Here is a 16,190-nt window from a genome sequence, read left to right on the forward strand (position 1 = left end):
ATATATATAATATAAGGATATAATAGTTTTACTAAATTATTGTAAAATACATATGTTAGATTATAACACATATGTTTATTTCGAATATATTTCCGATTCTACCGAATGAGCGTTATATTTTATTCATGGAGGTTAGTATGAGTGATCTTTTAAATAGGGCTTCTGAATTACTGTTTAAAGATGCGAATGTATTGATTCAATTTCGAGACTGGTTCTTTTCACAAGCGGGTAATATATTATTAGCTCTCATTATGTTTTGGGTGGGGCGTTATGCTATTAAATGGGTAAAAACCTTTGCTGTTCGCATTATGACCAAAGCATCTTATGATACTGCGGCGATGAGCTTTATTACGCAGATCATCAATTATGCATTGCTAGTAGGTCTAATTTTGATTTGCTTAAATCAAATTGGTGTGCCTACAACATCCTTTGTGGCTGCTTTTGGTGCCTTCGGTTTAGGTATTGGTTTAGCATTACAGAGCAACTTATCTAACTTGGCATCAGGCTTATTAATTCTTATATTTAAGCCTTTTAGGGCAGGTCATGTTATTCAAGTTGGAGATACTGTAGGTAGTGTTAAGTCTATTCAATTTATGTATACTATTATCACTACTAAAGATCAAAGAAATGTGTATATACCAAACTCTATCCTTACCTCCCAAGCCATAACTAATATTGCTTATACTCACGAAAGGGTTATCCCGTTCGTCTTTGATATTGGTTATAACAATAATCATCATGAAGCAATTAAAATCTTAAAAAATATTTTTGCTGCTGATAAACGTGTACTCAATCCTAAAAATATGGAAATTGGTATTTCTGAATTTGGCGATAACTCTGTACGTATTGCTGCCTATGCACGCGTTAAGTCGAAAGACTTCTTAGATGTGCAATATAGTATTATGTCCGATGTAAAGGATGCATTTGATAAATATGGCATCGATATTCCATATCCTCAACGTGTGGTGTATATTCAAAATGTAGATAACTCTACTGGTGAAATTAAAGGTACTAAGAAAAAAGCAACAGGAACGAATGTTGCCATCGATGATAGTCTAGAAAGTTAAGTGTAATTTAGAAAGTGGGATATATGATATCTTTAACAACTAATTTGTTTATGATGTGGAAACGAATTGTTTTCTTGATAGCTTTTATAGGTTTAGTATTACTAGGATCTAGTATTTCGTATGCGGCATATATTGCACCGCCATCTACAGTTGGTGAAGCCGTTGTCCTCATTGATGCAGATACAAAAGAAATCCTATTTGCTAAAAATCCTGACAAATGGATGCACCCTGCTAGTACTACGAAAATGGTTACCTTGTTAACTGCCTTAGAACTAAAAGGTACACAACTTGATGAACTGGCAACTATAAGCAGCTATGCTACTAGTATGGAAGAATCTAATCTGGGAGTACATGTAGGCGATCAAATTACCTTGGAAGGCGTTCTTGAAGGCATGATGGTTGCCAGCGGTAATGATGCGGCCGTTGTAGTAGCAGAAAATGTAAGTGGCTCTGTAGAGAACTTTGCAAAGGACATGAATCGCGTTGCTGCAAAAGCAGGGGCAAAAAATAGTGTATTTTTAAATCCTCATGGTTTGACACAAATGGGCCATCACTCTACGGCTCGTGACTTGGCGATGATTGCAGCGTATGGTATGAAATACCAAATGTTCCGCGATAAAGTAGCCAATGATTATTATAAGGTGCCTTATCAAAACCGTACACCAGAAACAATTCGTACCACAAACCATTTCATTCGCAATAAATATCCCGGTGCTAATGGTTTAAAAACTGGCTTTACGAATGCTGCAGGGGAATGCTTGATTGCATCGGCTACCCGTAATGGTCATACTATGATTGTAGTTATGCTCAACGATGATAACCGTTGGGATGAAGCAGTACAATTCCTTGATTATGGATTTAAACTTCGCGGTGTCATTTAATTGGATATAATTAGACTATACCTTGAGCATGATTAGTAATGTATGTTATATAATTAAATTAATAGTATTAAATAGGTCCTGCTGTGCAGGACCTATTATGTAATGGGGGATATATGAGTTCATTTTTTGCATTTTTAAAACGCATGCGCTTTATCAATCGCTGGAGCCTTATGCGTAATACAGAAACAGAAAACATTCAAGAACATAGCCTCGAAGTAGCCATGGTAGCTCATAATTTGGCAGCTCTAAAGAATGAATACTTTGACGGTAATGTAGATATTAATAAGGTAGCTGTCATTGCCATGTATCATGAGGTTAGTGAAATTTTTACCGGCGATATGCCAACACCGATTAAATATTTTGATCCAAAACTTCGTGAACTTTATGGCGAAGTTGAAACGTTAGCACAAGAGAAAATGTTGTCTACCTTGCCAGAACGATTACAAGCTATCTATAAGCCTTTTATTGTAGATGCCGAGGAGAGTCCTGAGTGGCCAATCGTTAAAGCGGCAGACACAATTTCAGCGTATATGAAATGTGTGAACGAACTCAAGGCAGGAAACGATGAGTTTAAAGAAGCACATGACTCCATCCTAGCTAAACTAAAAGCACTCAACATGCCAGAAGTTGATATGTTCCTTGAAACCTATATGCCTGCACTTGGTAAGAGCCTGGATGAACTAAACTACTACGAAATCAAATGATGATTAAAAAAGAGACGACCAGAGGTCGTCTCTTTTTATTCTATAAAATAGAAAATAGCCATAACATCTTAGTAGACGTCACAGCCATTTTACATCTCAAATAAAGTTTTAGAGATGAGCTGGACGTTCCTAGGCATCTAGCTATCTCTGTTATTATATTATAAGTTTTGACTAAACAGATGTCAAAGTTTGTAAAGGTATTATAAATTATAATATCTTTTTAGACTCTATAATTTCCTGATTTCTCATTAATATTTTCTTCCCACGCCACGAGAATGCCCGATTGCCATACTTAGCTTTGAACTCTTTATTTGTTAGTATTTCTAGTTCATTACTATCGATGTACGGTTCGACTTGCTGGAATTCTGGAATGGGTGTTGTGGGAATGCCCTGATTATGTGGGCACACTTCTTGGCATACATCACAACCGAATACAAGTGGTGTTTTAGCGATAATGTGTTGTTCGTGCTCGGTGAGATCGCCTTTTTTCTGGGTTAGATAACTTTTACAAGTATCATATTTGAATTCGTCATGACCTAAGCATTGGCCTAAGCAGGCCGTAATACATCGATTGCATCCTATACAGGACTGATCGAGCGGTGTATTTGGCTCAAATTCTAAGGTAGTTAAAATTGTTCCTATCGTAACATAGGATCCCCATTTAGGACTGATGAAACAATTGTTTTTGCCGTAGAAACCAAGGCCTGCTAAGTAGGCCATGTAACGATCCGCGAGGGGAGAGGTATCACAATGTATAGAAAATTGAGCTGAAGTATCCATTTTTTGTAATTTTTCAGTAAGTTTTTTTAAATATTCATTAATGACCAGGTGATAATCTGTAGCCCATGTATAGCGGGAAAGATTAGATGGACCACTACGTTCTACGTAGTATGGGAAGAGGCATACTATAGCGCTTTTGGGCGTAAACTCTGTTGTTCCTAGCAGTCGCTCTTCTACGTCGGCTGCTGTAAATGGACAGGGGTTACTTTCATACAAAATAGTTTTTGCATTTTCAGGTAGAGGCCAAGGGGCAATCCCAAATTCATAAATATGTAATTCTTTGCAAAATTCCTGTAAATTTATATCTTTCATCATAGATTTAGTGGCGAATAATTGGTAAAATAAAAGTATAAGAAACGTGAGGAATTCTATAGATTCCTGCTAAGTTTGTAGTTCGGTGATATCTGTATTTTTGTGGTTATCATCCAGTTCTGTTAGTATTAGTATACCATTGAGAGGACAGATTATGTTAGCATTTATGAAAGTATTACAACCGAAGACGGTGGAAGAGGCTTATGAATTAGCCACAAAAAACAAAACTGCCCCAATGCTAGCTGGTGGCTGCTGGTTGCGTTTAGGTCGGCGCACATGGCCTGCAGTGATTGATATGGCTAGTCTTGATTTGCGCTATGTTCGCGAAGAGGATAACGAATTTGTCATTGGTGCTATGGCAACGCAAGGCGACGTGGAACGTTTTGAGCCATTACAACAATTCTGTGGTGGTGCTGTTGTTAAAGGTGTTAAAGAAATTCTTGGCATTCAATTCCGGAACACTGCTACTATGGGTGGATCTGTAGCAAGCCGCTTCGGCTTCTCCGACATTATTCCTGCATTAATGGCAGTACATGCAGACATCGTTACTTTTAAAGGCGGTCGCATGTCCATACATGACTATATGAAATACAGAGAACGTGATATCCTCGTGGAAATTCGTATCCCTAAAGTAGATGTGCCTGTAGCTGTAGAGGCTCTTCGCATCTCTCGTGGTGACTTCCCGGTGTTGACAGGTGCTCTTCGCCGTGATGACAAAGGCGTTGAAGTGTACATCGGTACAAGACCTGGCGTGCCTCAATTAGCAGAAAAAGCAAGTGCTCTGCTTTCAGAAAAAGGATTGTCTGCAGCAAAAGAAGCAGGTCAATTAGCATCTGAAGAGTTAGTTTATCAATCTAACTCTCATGCTTCCAAAGAATATCGAATGGAAATGGTAAAAGCTATGGTTCAACGCTTGTCTAAGGAGGTGGCACAATAATGGAACTCGTACTTAATATTAATAATAAAAATGTAACTGTTAATGTGCCAACTGATGAAATGTTATTGGATACATTGCGTAATCTTGGTTACTACAGCGTACGTTGTGGCTGTGACACAACAAACTGTGGTCTTTGCACTGTATGGGTAGATGACGAAATTATCTTGTCTTGTGCATATCCTACATTCCGTGCGCCAGGTCATAAAATCACTACATTAGAAGGCTTGCAAGAAGAGGCTGAATTATTAGCGGCTTGTATTGCTAGCGAAGGCGCTGACCAATGTGGCTTCTGTACAACTGGCATGATGATGAGTGCTATCAACTTAAAACGTAAAAATCCAAAGGCTAGTGATGATGAGATTCGTGAATACCTCATCGGTAATTTGTGCCGTTGTACTGGCTATGAATCACAACTTCGAGGGGTTCGTAAATTCTTAGAAGGAGGCCTAAAATAATGAATAAGCACATTGGTAAATCCTATGACAAGGTTGACTCTAAAGGTATTTTGACGGGTAAACCGTCTTATACTGGCGATTTTGTTCCAAAAGATGCGTTCGTTATTAAGGTTCTTCGTAGCCCTCATGCACAGGCGCGCATTAAATCAATCGATACATCTAAAGCTAAATTAATTCCTGGTGTAGAAGCGATCTTTACACATGAAGATGTGCCTAATACTCGTTTTACATTGGCTGGTCAAACCTACCCAGAGCCATCTGCTTATGATGCGCTTATATTAGACCCTGTAGTTCGCTATGTAGGCGATGAAGTGGCTCTTGTTGTTGCAAAAGATGAAGCTACAGCACTTAAAGCGATGCCTCTTATCAAGGTTGAATACGAAGTACAAAAACCTGTGCTTGATATGCATACGGCTATCGACCATGAAACAGTAGTCCACCCTGAAGATGATATTCATAACAATATCCCTGTAGGTCAAGATTATAAACGCAATATTTGCGTATCTTATCATAAACGAGTAGGCGATATTGAAGCTGAACTTGCAAAATGTGATTATGTAGTAGATGGTACTTACTTTGACCAAGCTACACGCCAAACAGCAATGGAACCATTCCAAAGTTATGGTTACATTGATGCATTGGGCCGTGTAGTTATCGTATCTTCTACACAAATTGTATTCCATGTGCGCCGTCATATTGCGCGTGCATTAGGAATTCCGGCTACAAAGGTTCGCGTAATCAAACCTCGTATCGGTGGCGGTTTCGGTTCTAAACAAACGGCTTGCACAGAAATTATGACAGCTTTTGTGGCGTGGACATTGAAGAAACCTTGCTACCTCTTATACGATCGCACGGAAGCACAGACTTGCTCCACTACACGTCATGCTCGTGAATGGAAAATCCGCGTAGGTGCTACAAAAGATGGAATTATCAAAGTAATTGATATGGACTCCATTACTGATGCAGGTGCTCATGCAACTCACTGCTTCACTACTACTACAGCTGGTGAGCATAAGTCCATTCCTTTATACAATAAAGCGACAGCTGTCCACTACGGTACAGAAGGTGTATACATGAACCATACACCAGGCGGTGCATTCCGTGGTTATGGTGCTACAGAAGCGCTATGGCCATTAGAGTGTGCTGTTAATAATTTGGCGGATAAAATGGGCGTTGACCCTGCTGAATTGCGTCAAAAGAATTTGATTGCTCAAGGTGAACAAAGCTTGGTATACGCTCCGGATGAATACCTTGACTCTGGTCTATTCCAAGATACAGTAAACCGCGTAAAAGAAATGGCTCGTTGGGATGAGCGTCCTCATTCTTGGGATATTGACGAACGTTATCGCGGTGGCCTTGGCATGGCATTAGCGTTACAAGGTTCTGGTGTTGCTAACATTGACGTAGCATCTGTAGAAATTCGTCTTGGCGATGATGGTAACTACACATTGTATACGGGCTCTTCCGATATGGGCATGGGTGCTAATACTGTATTGACTCAAATGGCTTGTGAAATCATTGGCTGTCCTATGGAATACATGACTGTTGTTGAATCTGATACAGACATCGTACCATTTGATCCAGGTTCTTATGCATCTAGTACAACATACGTAACTGGTACGGCAGCAAAAATGGCTGCTGAAGAATTACGCACTAAGATTATTGCTAAGTTCGCTCAATTCTTCGATACAGATGTAGAAAACATCGACTTTGATGGCGTTGTAGCTACCACAAAAGATGGTTCTCAAACTATGGATATCCATCAATTAGCTCCAAAATTATTGGTAGGCGTTAATGCAGAACAATTGTCTGGTTTCGCTACATGGGGCAGTCATACGTCCCCACCTCCATTCATGGCAACTATTGCAGAGGTAAAAGTAGACAAACAAACTGGCAAGGTTATTCCGCTTCATACATATTCCTGCATCGATTGCGGTACTGTTATCAATCCTAAATTGGCTCGTGTTCAAGTTGAAGGTGGCGTAGTACAAGCTATCGGTATGGCGTTGTATGAAGATATACGCTATTCTAATAATGGTCGCTTAGAGACTAATAACCTTATGACTTATAAAATCCCAACCCGTCAAGATATTGGCGAGTTACATGTAGACTTTGTAGAGTCTTATGAGCCGACAGGCGGATTTGGTGCCAAATCTATTGGTGAAGTTGTTATTAATACGGCTAGTCCAGCTATTCAGCATGCTATTAAAAATGCAGTTGGTGCGGACGTTCGTACATTACCTATGACACCTGAGAAGGTATTTGTGGCTATGGACGAGAAATATAAAGTATAGAGATTTCTATTTACTTTTCCTTTCTAAGGAGGCCTGGTTTTATGACATCACAAACATCCTATTGGAATCGATTGATTCAGCCGGGAATCGTGGCCCTTGTTGGGGCAGGCGGTAAAACGACTGTGCTTTCAAAATTAGTAGAATATGGAAGGCTGAAAGGTCAGCCCATCGTAGTTACGACTACGACTCGACTCTATGAATCTCAAGTGGCTCATTATGAACCGATTTATACTCGAAATATTAATGAAGCTGATGAATATTGTACTGATCGTATTTTGCGTGGATATTGTGGTGCGTGGTTCTCTGGCATTACAGGAACAAAAGTGGACTCCTTAGATTGTGATCTTATCGATGGTTTAGCAAAATTGCATCCGAACTGGCAAATTGTAGTGGAAGCAGATGGGGCAAAGGAAAAATGGCTTAAGGCGCCTAAGACGACTGAGCCAGTCATCCCATCTCTCACAAAGACTACGATTGGTCTTGTGAATTTACAAATGTTAGGAGCGCCGCTTGATGATGAGCACGTGCATAACATCGAGCTCGTTCAAGATATTGTGAAACGCGATATGGGTGCCATTGTAACGCCACGCATGTTGGCTGATCTTGTGCTCCATAAACAAGGTTTATTCCAATACAGTAAAGGTAAAAAAATTCTGTTCTGTACTGGTTATGAAACGGTGCAACATCGTATCATTGATGATTTTATTGATCATATTGTAGATAGCGACATTTCCGATATCATCTTAGCTGATGGATACAAAGCAAGTTGTGAAATCCGTCGCATTATTCAATGTCGGTAGGTACTCATGACTTATGTGAAAGCAAAATCTAATACCGCTTTCAGTCCCATGAGAGACCCCATAGACCGTCGTCCTTTACATATTGGCATTGTCCTTCTCGTAGGAGGTCAATCCAAGCGCATGGGATGTAATAAGCAACTTTTGCCTTGGCGTGGTAAAACTGTTTTAGATGCGGTCTGTGGGGCTCTTCATTGTGGATGGAATGATTCGGTAGAACTTACTGAATCCTGTAAACTACCTTTTGTAGCGGTTACTGGTGATGATCATAAAAGATTAGAACCTATAGTTACGAGCTATGGGTTTGAAGTGGTTCAGAATGAACATCCTAATCGTGGACAAGGCCTGTCCATAGCGATAGGAGTACGTCATTTGATAGAAAACTCACCGATACCGCTAGATGGCATTCTTTGTTCTGTAGGGGATCAACCACTATTGACCGGGAATGTTGTACATCAGGTTATTAGTGCATTTAGTGATAACTTTCATTCGAAAACTATCGTCGTTCCGCATTATGGGGCGAATTATCAATCGGGAAATCCTGTTCTATTTGGTTCACATTGGTTTAAATCATTGCAACATATCCAAGGGGATCAAGGTGGCAAAACTATCATTCGCGGTAGTGGTAAAGACCATGTTATCAAATTGTGGATTCGTGACGATGTTGGATATGATATTGACACACCCGATGATTTTGAGCGTTTGAAACAACGTGAAAGTGAGGCATTATGAAACCATTAGTCCTTATGCGCGGAGGCGGAGACATCGCTTCTGGCGCTGTATATAGATTGAAACGTGCAGGCTATCCTGTGGTGATTAACGAAATCGCCATTCCTACCATGATTCGCCGTGAAGTATGTTATGGCAATGCTGTACATCGTGGAGAAATGATTTTGGAACGCTTTGTAGCACGTCATGTAGCCCTCAGTGAAGTAGCAGATACGTTGGCACAAGGTGTTATTCCCGTTGTGACTAGTTCGTATGAAGAGCTACTTGATACATTGAAGCCAGTTATTGTTGTAGATGCTATTTTAAGTAAAAAGAATCTTGGTACCAAACGTGATGATGCAGATCTCGTCATTGGTGTGGGGCCTGGATTTACTGCAGGGCATGATGTGGATGTTGTTATTGAAACCATGCGCGGTCATTACTTAGGTCGTTGCATCTATGATGGTCCAGCGCAGCCTAATACGGGGATTCCCGGTAATGTAGGTGGTTATACTCATGAACGTGTTATTCACTCACCAAAGGCGGGTCTGTTTACAGCTAAGCGCCATATTGGCGATTCTGTACAAGCTAATGAAGTCATTGGTTATGTAGATAAAGAGCCAGTGCGGGCAAAAATTACAGGTATTCTCAGAGGTATTCTTAAGAGCGGACTCATCGTATCCGACCATTTTAAATTGGCCGATGTAGATGCTCGTTGTGAAGAAGCTCATTGTTATAGTATTTCAGATAAATCCCTTGCTGTTGGTGGTGGCGTTTTAGAAGCCGTTACTGCATGGGATTATGAAAGGAATCAAGATGGAAACGATCTATGATGTGATGAAAGACCGTCTTCAGCTTACAGAAACTACGTTGATGGTTACTGTTTTGTCTGGTCCGCGTCAAGGGGATAAGACAATTTATGCTGAAGATGGTAGTGTTTTGTATGGCACACCAATTGAAGGCTTTATGGTAGATAAAGCAAAGCTTAATTCTTTGTGCATGGTAGGCGAAGTTGAATGTTTCGTACAACCTGTAGAAAATGATCCGTCTGTTCTCGTATTAGGCGCTGGTCATGTAAGCCGTGCTATTACAGATTTATTACTATTTATTGGGTGTCGTGTAACCGTTGTAGATGACCGCCCAGAATATGTAGTTCCTGAATTCTTTGATGAACGTGTAACTCGTAAATGCTTACCATTAGAAAACTTTAAAAATGATCTACCTCTTGATGAATATAATGGGTTTATCATTGTTACTCGTGCTCATGAGTATGATAATGTATGCTTAGAACAATTGCGCGATTATTTGCCAACCTATATGGGTGTTATGGGCAGTCAAAAGCGTATTCATTATGCATTTGAAGTATTGCGTGAACAAGGCTGGACGCAAGAAGAATTAGATATGGTATATGCACCAATTGGTCTAGACTTAGGTGCACAAACCCCTGAGGAGATTGCATTATCTATCGTTAGCGAATATTTGGCAGTGGTGCGTGGTAAAAAAGGCGGCTCATTGCGGAAAGGTAGAGTGAGCTATGAATCGTGAGTTTATTGAATATTTAAGTGCTCGTAAAAATGAAACACTAGCTGTGGCTACTATTTTATTTACCCGTGGTTCTACACCGCGTAAGGCTGGTACATCTATGGTAGTATTCCCAGATGGATCTATCTTTGGTACGATCGGTGGTGGTCGTGCTGAAAATGAGATTCGTCTAAGCGCTGTTGATTCCTTGAATAAAAAAGAAGCACATCGTCGTATCGAAGTTCTTTTAGATGACGATGTAGCTGTAAAAGAAGGCATGGTGTGTGGTGGACAGATGGATGTGTGGATTGAAACACAAAACATTTAAGTTTATAACTATAGAAAAATCATATCTTATAATTGTTTATAAATTTACAGTGCTTCTAAAATGAGTTAAAATATAAGGTACAGCCAAGTAGTTGGTTGTACCTTATTATTTTGTATAAGGAGCTATTTTTATGCATATTGACGCACTTATACATACCTTTAGGCTTCTTGATATCGCTGATATCTTAATCGTTGCCGTAGGTATTTATTACTTATATAAATTGCTTAAAGATACACGGGCCGTTTCTCTTTTGAAAGGTCTTGTTATGCTAGCAATTCTAAATTTATTGAGTCATTTGCTGAATCTATATGTTATCAATTGGATTTTGCAACAAAGTATGACCGTTCTTCTCTTCGCATTACCTGTAGTATTCCAACCGGAATTGCGTCGTGCTTTAGAACAATTGGGCCGTGGTCGAATTTTCAGTAAGGCACAGAATGTCAACGAAGAGGAAATGGATATGGCTATCAATGAAGTGATGGCGGCGGCTCGCGTTATGTCTCGTGAGCATACCGGGGCACTTATCGTTTTTGAACGTGAAGTAGGTCTCAATGACTTCGTTGATACAGGCATTTTAATTGATGCTGTGTTGAGCCGTGAACTTATTAAAAATATTTTTGTTCCTAGTACACCACTTCATGATGGGGCGCTAATCATCCGCGATGGTCGCATTCGTGCAGCTGGTTGTTTATTGCCACTAACTGAGGATCGTACATTGAGTACTGAACTTGGTACACGTCACCGTGCAGCCATCGGTTTGTCTGAACAAACTGATGCTGTCGTTGTTGTGGTCAGTGAGGAAACGGGGACAATTTCCTATACCTATGGCGGCCATATTTATCGCCATTTACCGGAAGATCAAATTAAAGAAGCGTTGCGTACATTTATGGAACGCCCTCGTCAAACCATTACTGGTATGTGGAAATGGGGGGCAAAAAAATGATGATACATTTGAAACGCAATTGGCCAGCTAAGTTGTTATCATTGCTAGCCGCTATCGTCATGTGGTTCTTTATCATGCGAGATCAGAACCCTGTGATGGAGGTAACCTATACAGTACCTGTTCAAGTCCAAAATCTTGATTCCCATTATATTATAGAAGATGCACCTGATGTAGCACGCATTGTCCTTTCGGGCCCTCGCGATACGATTATGGCTATAAAGGCAGATAATCTTCGTGCATATATTGATGCATCTGGTGTAAAACCAGGTCAAAATAATGTAACCATTGGATTTACCCCTCCAGCGGGGATGAGCCTTGTGGAGGTTAAGCCTGATACTGTAACAATTAATGTAGACGAATATGCAGAGCGGAAAATACCGGTTGAAATTGTTCCAATTGGTAAGTTCTCCGACGATGTTGCTCTCAAGTCAGTAACTATTGTACCGAAAGAGGTAACTGTATCTGGACGTAAACAGCTCGTTAACGCTGTAAATAAGGTTGTTATGAAGGTTAATATCTCTGGTCAAACTAAGAACTTTAGTGCTGTTAGTACGTTAGAAGCCTGGGATATATCTGGTAATGTATTAGATGTACACATCAATCCAAGCCAAGGTCAAGCGCAATATGAACTAAACTTATTGCGTAAAGATAAAGCGGTTCCTATTACAGTACCAACGGCGGGGACGGTAGCTGATGGGTATGAAGTTAAGTCTATATCCGTTACACCAACTCAATTAACTGTGACTGGTCGAGAAGAAATGATTGATTCTGTTTCAGAAATTCAAACAGAACCAATTGATCTTACCGGTGTAACGAAGGGCATTCAAGGTAATTACAACTTAGTATTACCGAGTGGTGTCAATAGTAATGTTACTACAGTACATGTTAAGGTAGATATACAAAAGAAAACTACGTAGCTAAAAAGGACCCTAATAGAGTAGATTACATAACTCTATTAGGGTTTTGTTTTTATTATTCATATATTAGCTTTTATAGTAGTGTTGTATAATAAAGATGTATGACCAATTTCTAATGGGTCAGTTATAAAGAATTTAGGTCAAATAATATAGATGTAGTCCATTCTGAAAGGATAGCTTTAATAGGTAACATATGATTAGAATAATAAATCTCCGCGTGGCCGTGACGGTCAAGTCGGATATTAAAGAGATTGTAGAAAAGAAGTATCCCCAGTTACGTGGTGCCATTGAAACAATTCATGTTGTGCGACGCGCTGTAGATGCTCGTAAAAAACCTAATATTGTATTTGTATATACCTTGTTCGTTGAGGTTCAAAAAGAAGCTCAAATTATGAAAAAACTAGGTAAACAAAAGGATGTATCTGTGTTCACGCCAGAAGATCCGGAACCTATTGTCTATGGTAATGTGCTTTTAGCACATCGTCCTGTAGTGATGGGATTTGGGCCGGCAGGTATGCTTGCAGCATTCTACCTAGCTCGTGAAGGATATCATCCAATCGTTCTTGAACGAGGTCAAGACGTTGATACTCGTAGCCAAGATGTAGAAACATTTTGGAAAGAAGGGGTCTTTAAGCCTGAATCCAATGTACAATTTGGCGAAGGCGGTGCAGGTACCTTCTCAGATGGTAAATTGACAACTCGCGTTACACATCCTAGATTGCACGAAATCTCTAAATACTTTGTAGAATTTGGTGCGCCTGAAGAAATCTTATATAAACATAAACCTCACGTAGGTACAGATAAGTTGCGTACCATGGTAAAAGCTATGCGTGAACGCATCATTGAGTGGGGCGGTGAAGTTCGCTTTGGCGCCAAAGTAACTGATTTGTTCATTGAAAATGATCGTATCGTTGGTGTTGAAGTTAATGGCAACGGGCGAATCGATACGACGGTTGTGCTTTCTGGTGTAGGCCATAGTGCACGTGATACGTATGAAATGCTACATAAACGCAATGTAGAAATGACAGCAAAACCATTTGCTATTGGTGTTCGTATAGAGCATGATCAAGCTGTTATCGACGAGTCCCAATATGGTGTAGAACCTTCCAGCTTGGGCCTTGGTGCCGCAGAATACTCCCTTGTGTATCACGATAAAGAAACAGGCCGTACTGCGTATAGCTTCTGTATGTGCCCAGGTGGTCAAGTTGTGGCCTCTGCATCCGAAAATGGGGGCGTTGTTGTGAATGGCATGAGCTTATATGCTCGTGATAGCGGTGTTGCGAACAGTGCTATCGTAGTTAACGTAGGCCCAGAAGATTTCGGTAATCATCCTCTGGATGGTGTAGCATTCCAACGTGAATGGGAGCGCAAAGCTTATGAATTAGGTGGCTCTAACTTCCATGCACCAGCACAAACAGTAGGTCAATTTTTAGGGCTTTCACAAGCACCAAGCGTACAAGATAGCACCTATAGCTATGAACCAGGTGTAGTAAATTGCGATTTACATGATTGCTTGCCACCATTCGTAACGTCTGTATTGGAACGGGCTTTGCCATATTGGGGACGACGCATTCATGGATTTGATAATCCTGCAGTATGCATGACGGGCGTTGAAACGCGTACCTCTGCACCACTGCGCATGGGACGTAATGAAGATCGCGTTTCTCCGACTGTAGGTGGATTCTACCCTATGGGTGAAGGCGCTGGCTATGCAGGTGGCATTATGAGTGCAGCCCTTGATGGAGCAGAAACGGCTATCTTATGTATGGCAAAATATGCAAAACCTAACTAGTTAGTAGTAGAATATATTGTAAAAGAAACTACAGTATAGGTTCATATTGATACTGTAAAATAATATATCTGTATAGTATCTATATGTGTAGTGTATATATTGTGATATAATACACAACAGTGAATATATGAGGACTTGTGACTTTCACAATCCCTAGAGGAGGATAATTATGGCTCGTTTATTTGGTACAGATGGTGTACGTGGTGTTGTTAATGAATTTTTAACACCTGAATTAGCCTATCATTTAGGCCGTGCTGCGGCTACATATTTTGGTAAGGAAAAAGATCATCCTACATTCTTGATCGGTCGCGATACGCGTATTTCTGGCTCTATGCTTGAAAGTGCGTTAGCAGCAGGCATTTGCTCTGTTGGTGGCAATGTTGTCATTGCCGGTGTTATCCCAACTCCAGCAGTAGCGTACCTTGTACGTCAACAAGGTTTTGATGCGGGTGCTGTTATTTCTGCATCTCACAATCCATATCCAGATAATGGCATTAAATTCTTTGACGGCAATGGCTATAAATTGCCAGATGAAGTAGAAGATGAATTAGAAAAATATGTTCGTCAAAGTGCGGACAATGAATTGGCACGTCCTACAGGTGATGGCATCGGTACAATTGAGTACAATAGCAACTTGGCTCATTTATATGCTCACTTTGTTCGTCACACCATCGATACATCTCTTGAAGGTTTAACTATCGTATATGATGGTGCGAACGGTGCTGCTTCTAGCGTAGGCCCTGAAATCTTGTCTGGCCTTGGCGCTAAAGTAATCAACATCAACGTTAATCCAGATGGCTTGAATATTAACCATCACTGTGGTTCTACACATATTGAAGGCTTGCAAGTAGCTGTGCAACAACACAATGCGGACCTTGGTATCGCTAACGATGGCGATGCTGACCGTTGCTTATTGGTTGACGAAAAAGGCCAAGTTCTCGATGGCGATCAAATCATGTTATTGTGTGCCCTTAAATTAAAAGAAGAAGGCAAGCTAAAAGGCGATACAGTAGTTGGTACTGTTATGAGTAATATTGGCTTCCATAAAGCAGCAGAAGAACTTGGTATGAAAACCGTGTCTACTGCAGTTGGTGACCGCTATGTATTGGAATACATGCGTGAGCATGACCTCTCCGTTGGTGGTGAACAATCTGGTCACGTAATCTTCTTAGATCACAATACAACTGGTGACGGTATGTTAACAGCTGTGCAAGTAGCGGCTCTTATGAAAGAAAAAAATCAACCGCTTTCTGAGCTGGCTAGCATTATGACAAAATACCCACAAGTATTAGTAAACGTTCGCGTTGCTACTAAAACAGGCTGGGAAGACAATGATATTATTAAAGCTGCTATCGTAACAGCTGAAGGTGAACTCGGTGATGAAGGCCGCGTTCTAGTACGTGCATCCGGTACAGAACCACTCATCCGCGTAATGGCTGAAGGTCCAGACCAAGAAGCGCTACAATCCCTATGCCAAGAAATCGCTGATATTATCGGTAGAGAACAAGGGTTAGCGGAATAAAAGTAGGGTGTGAGGCGGCAGAGGAGCTTGCGACGATGAAGCCCACACATCACTTTGTTCCGAGCGTAAGATTTTGCGAAGCAAAATCCACAGCGAGGAACCATCTTTACTAAGATTAAACTAATGGATTTTAATAATTGTGAATCCATTCTACAATTTCATATTAAAAGTATCCCCTCCTATATATGTCCCTTTGCTCCGTCCTACGTAAAGTCGCTGCAGGAACATATAT

At 40.5% G+C, this 16,190-nt stretch carries 16 protein-coding genes; 15 read left to right on the forward strand and 1 reads right to left on the reverse strand.

What is annotated here, in order from left to right; translation table 11 throughout:
* Nucleotides 1-137: 137 nt before the first annotated feature.
* The 3 genes from VRHSUH10_RS07890 (at nucleotide 138) to yfbR (ending at nucleotide 2,652) form a co-directional block, all read left to right on the forward strand.
* Nucleotides 138-1,067: a mechanosensitive ion channel family protein gene (locus tag VRHSUH10_RS07890; RefSeq protein ID WP_105090126.1), complete on the forward strand. Its 930-nt coding sequence runs from the start codon at nucleotides 138-140 to the stop codon at nucleotides 1,065-1,067.
* Between the two features lie 23 nt (nucleotides 1,068-1,090).
* The gene (locus VRHSUH10_RS07895; protein ID WP_105090127.1) at nucleotides 1,091-1,948 is read left to right on the forward strand and encodes a D-alanyl-D-alanine carboxypeptidase family protein; all 858 of its coding nucleotides are present in this window, start codon (nucleotides 1,091-1,093) and stop codon (nucleotides 1,946-1,948) included.
* A 113-nt stretch (nucleotides 1,949-2,061) separates the two neighbouring features.
* A complete protein-coding gene (gene yfbR, locus VRHSUH10_RS07900; RefSeq protein WP_105090128.1) occupies nucleotides 2,062-2,652 on the forward strand; it encodes a 5'-deoxynucleotidase in 591 nt (196 codons plus the stop codon).
* A gap of 207 nt (nucleotides 2,653-2,859) precedes the next feature.
* On the opposite strand, the gene VRHSUH10_RS07905 is transcribed toward yfbR, so the two are convergent.
* Entirely contained in the window at nucleotides 2,860-3,744 is an 885-nt protein-coding gene (locus VRHSUH10_RS07905) for an epoxyqueuosine reductase (protein WP_105090129.1), read from the reverse strand.
* Nucleotides 3,745-3,898: 154 nt separating this feature from the next.
* On the opposite strand from VRHSUH10_RS07905, the gene VRHSUH10_RS07910 reads away from it, so the two are divergent.
* The 12 genes from VRHSUH10_RS07910 to glmM all read left to right on the forward strand — a co-directional run bounded on the left by VRHSUH10_RS07910 (nucleotide 3,899) and on the right by glmM (nucleotide 15,958).
* Nucleotides 3,899-4,681 (forward strand): xanthine dehydrogenase family protein subunit M, encoded by a 783-nt coding sequence (locus tag VRHSUH10_RS07910; RefSeq protein ID WP_105090130.1) that lies wholly within the window; start codon nucleotides 3,899-3,901, stop codon nucleotides 4,679-4,681.
* On the forward strand, nucleotides 4,681-5,136 hold the full coding sequence (locus VRHSUH10_RS07915) for a (2Fe-2S)-binding protein (protein ID WP_024065760.1): 456 nt from the start codon (nucleotides 4,681-4,683) through the stop codon (nucleotides 5,134-5,136). Before VRHSUH10_RS07910 ends, VRHSUH10_RS07915 begins: the two co-directional genes overlap by 1 nt.
* Nucleotides 5,136-7,430: a xanthine dehydrogenase family protein molybdopterin-binding subunit gene (locus tag VRHSUH10_RS07920; protein WP_199176274.1), complete on the forward strand. Its 2,295-nt coding sequence runs from the start codon at nucleotides 5,136-5,138 to the stop codon at nucleotides 7,428-7,430. The genes VRHSUH10_RS07915 and VRHSUH10_RS07920 overlap by 1 nt, the downstream gene beginning before the upstream one ends.
* 41 nt (nucleotides 7,431-7,471) lie before the next feature.
* Complete coding sequence (gene yqeC / locus VRHSUH10_RS07925; RefSeq protein WP_060923868.1) at nucleotides 7,472-8,230, forward strand: selenium cofactor biosynthesis protein YqeC; 759 nt, start codon at nucleotides 7,472-7,474, stop codon at nucleotides 8,228-8,230.
* A 6-nt stretch (nucleotides 8,231-8,236) separates the two neighbouring features.
* Nucleotides 8,237-8,959: a nucleotidyltransferase family protein gene (locus VRHSUH10_RS07930; RefSeq protein ID WP_105090132.1), complete on the forward strand. Its 723-nt coding sequence runs from the start codon at nucleotides 8,237-8,239 to the stop codon at nucleotides 8,957-8,959.
* Complete coding sequence (yqeB, locus tag VRHSUH10_RS07935; RefSeq protein ID WP_105090133.1) at nucleotides 8,956-9,768, forward strand: selenium-dependent molybdenum cofactor biosynthesis protein YqeB; 813 nt, start codon at nucleotides 8,956-8,958, stop codon at nucleotides 9,766-9,768. Before VRHSUH10_RS07930 ends, yqeB begins: the two co-directional genes overlap by 4 nt.
* Nucleotides 9,752-10,480 carry an XdhC family protein gene (locus tag VRHSUH10_RS07940; RefSeq protein WP_105090134.1) on the forward strand — a complete coding sequence of 243 codons (729 nt, stop codon included), beginning with the start codon at nucleotides 9,752-9,754 and terminating at the stop codon, nucleotides 10,478-10,480. The genes yqeB and VRHSUH10_RS07940 overlap by 17 nt, the downstream gene beginning before the upstream one ends.
* Nucleotides 10,470-10,784: an XdhC family protein gene (locus VRHSUH10_RS07945; protein WP_024066914.1), complete on the forward strand. Its 315-nt coding sequence runs from the start codon at nucleotides 10,470-10,472 to the stop codon at nucleotides 10,782-10,784. Before VRHSUH10_RS07940 ends, VRHSUH10_RS07945 begins: the two co-directional genes overlap by 11 nt.
* Before the next feature lie 130 nt (nucleotides 10,785-10,914).
* On the forward strand, nucleotides 10,915-11,727 hold the full coding sequence (gene cdaA / locus VRHSUH10_RS07950; protein WP_105090135.1) for a diadenylate cyclase CdaA: 813 nt from the start codon (nucleotides 10,915-10,917) through the stop codon (nucleotides 11,725-11,727).
* Nucleotides 11,724-12,644, forward strand: a complete 921-nt coding sequence (locus VRHSUH10_RS07955) for a YbbR-like domain-containing protein (RefSeq protein ID WP_060923863.1) — start codon at nucleotides 11,724-11,726, stop codon at nucleotides 12,642-12,644. Before cdaA ends, VRHSUH10_RS07955 begins: the two co-directional genes overlap by 4 nt.
* Before the next feature lie 193 nt (nucleotides 12,645-12,837).
* Nucleotides 12,838-14,436 (forward strand): NAD(P)/FAD-dependent oxidoreductase, encoded by a 1,599-nt coding sequence (locus VRHSUH10_RS07960; protein ID WP_105090136.1) that lies wholly within the window; start codon nucleotides 12,838-12,840, stop codon nucleotides 14,434-14,436.
* A 169-nt stretch (nucleotides 14,437-14,605) separates the two neighbouring features.
* Complete coding sequence (glmM, locus tag VRHSUH10_RS07965) at nucleotides 14,606-15,958, forward strand: phosphoglucosamine mutase (RefSeq protein ID WP_105090137.1); 1,353 nt, start codon at nucleotides 14,606-14,608, stop codon at nucleotides 15,956-15,958.
* Nucleotides 15,959-16,190 lie beyond the last annotated feature (232 nt).

Origin of the sequence: Veillonella sp. T11011-6 (assembly GCF_002959755.1) — a bacterium.
Classification (GTDB): domain Bacteria; phylum Bacillota; class Negativicutes; order Veillonellales; family Veillonellaceae; genus Veillonella.

Bases quoted from the DNA above. Each gene is read 5' to 3' on its own strand.
- VRHSUH10_RS07945 (WP_024066914.1), top strand. From the start codon at position 10,470: ATGAATCGTGAGTTTATTGAATATTTAAGTGCTCGTAAAAATGAAACA.
- VRHSUH10_RS07895 (WP_105090127.1), top strand. From the start codon at position 1,091: ATGATATCTTTAACAACTAATTTGTTTATGATGTGGAAACGAATTGTT.
- cdaA (WP_105090135.1), top strand. From the start codon at position 10,915: ATGCATATTGACGCACTTATACATACCTTTAGGCTTCTTGATATCGCT.
- VRHSUH10_RS07905 (WP_105090129.1), bottom strand. From the start codon at position 3,744: ATGAAAGATATAAATTTACAGGAATTTTGCAAAGAATTACATATTTAT.
- glmM (WP_105090137.1), top strand. From the start codon at position 14,606: ATGGCTCGTTTATTTGGTACAGATGGTGTACGTGGTGTTGTTAATGAA.
- VRHSUH10_RS07930 (WP_105090132.1), top strand. From the start codon at position 8,237: ATGACTTATGTGAAAGCAAAATCTAATACCGCTTTCAGTCCCATGAGA.
- VRHSUH10_RS07940 (WP_105090134.1), top strand. From the start codon at position 9,752: ATGGAAACGATCTATGATGTGATGAAAGACCGTCTTCAGCTTACAGAA.
- yfbR (WP_105090128.1), top strand. From the start codon at position 2,062: ATGAGTTCATTTTTTGCATTTTTAAAACGCATGCGCTTTATCAATCGC.
- yqeC (WP_060923868.1), top strand. From the start codon at position 7,472: ATGACATCACAAACATCCTATTGGAATCGATTGATTCAGCCGGGAATC.
- VRHSUH10_RS07920 (WP_199176274.1), top strand. From the start codon at position 5,136: ATGAATAAGCACATTGGTAAATCCTATGACAAGGTTGACTCTAAAGGT.
- VRHSUH10_RS07910 (WP_105090130.1), top strand. From the start codon at position 3,899: ATGTTAGCATTTATGAAAGTATTACAACCGAAGACGGTGGAAGAGGCT.
- VRHSUH10_RS07890 (WP_105090126.1), top strand. From the start codon at position 138: ATGAGTGATCTTTTAAATAGGGCTTCTGAATTACTGTTTAAAGATGCG.
- yqeB (WP_105090133.1), top strand. From the start codon at position 8,956: ATGAAACCATTAGTCCTTATGCGCGGAGGCGGAGACATCGCTTCTGGC.
- VRHSUH10_RS07955 (WP_060923863.1), top strand. From the start codon at position 11,724: ATGATGATACATTTGAAACGCAATTGGCCAGCTAAGTTGTTATCATTG.
- VRHSUH10_RS07915 (WP_024065760.1), top strand. From the start codon at position 4,681: ATGGAACTCGTACTTAATATTAATAATAAAAATGTAACTGTTAATGTG.
- VRHSUH10_RS07960 (WP_105090136.1), top strand. From the start codon at position 12,838: ATGATTAGAATAATAAATCTCCGCGTGGCCGTGACGGTCAAGTCGGAT.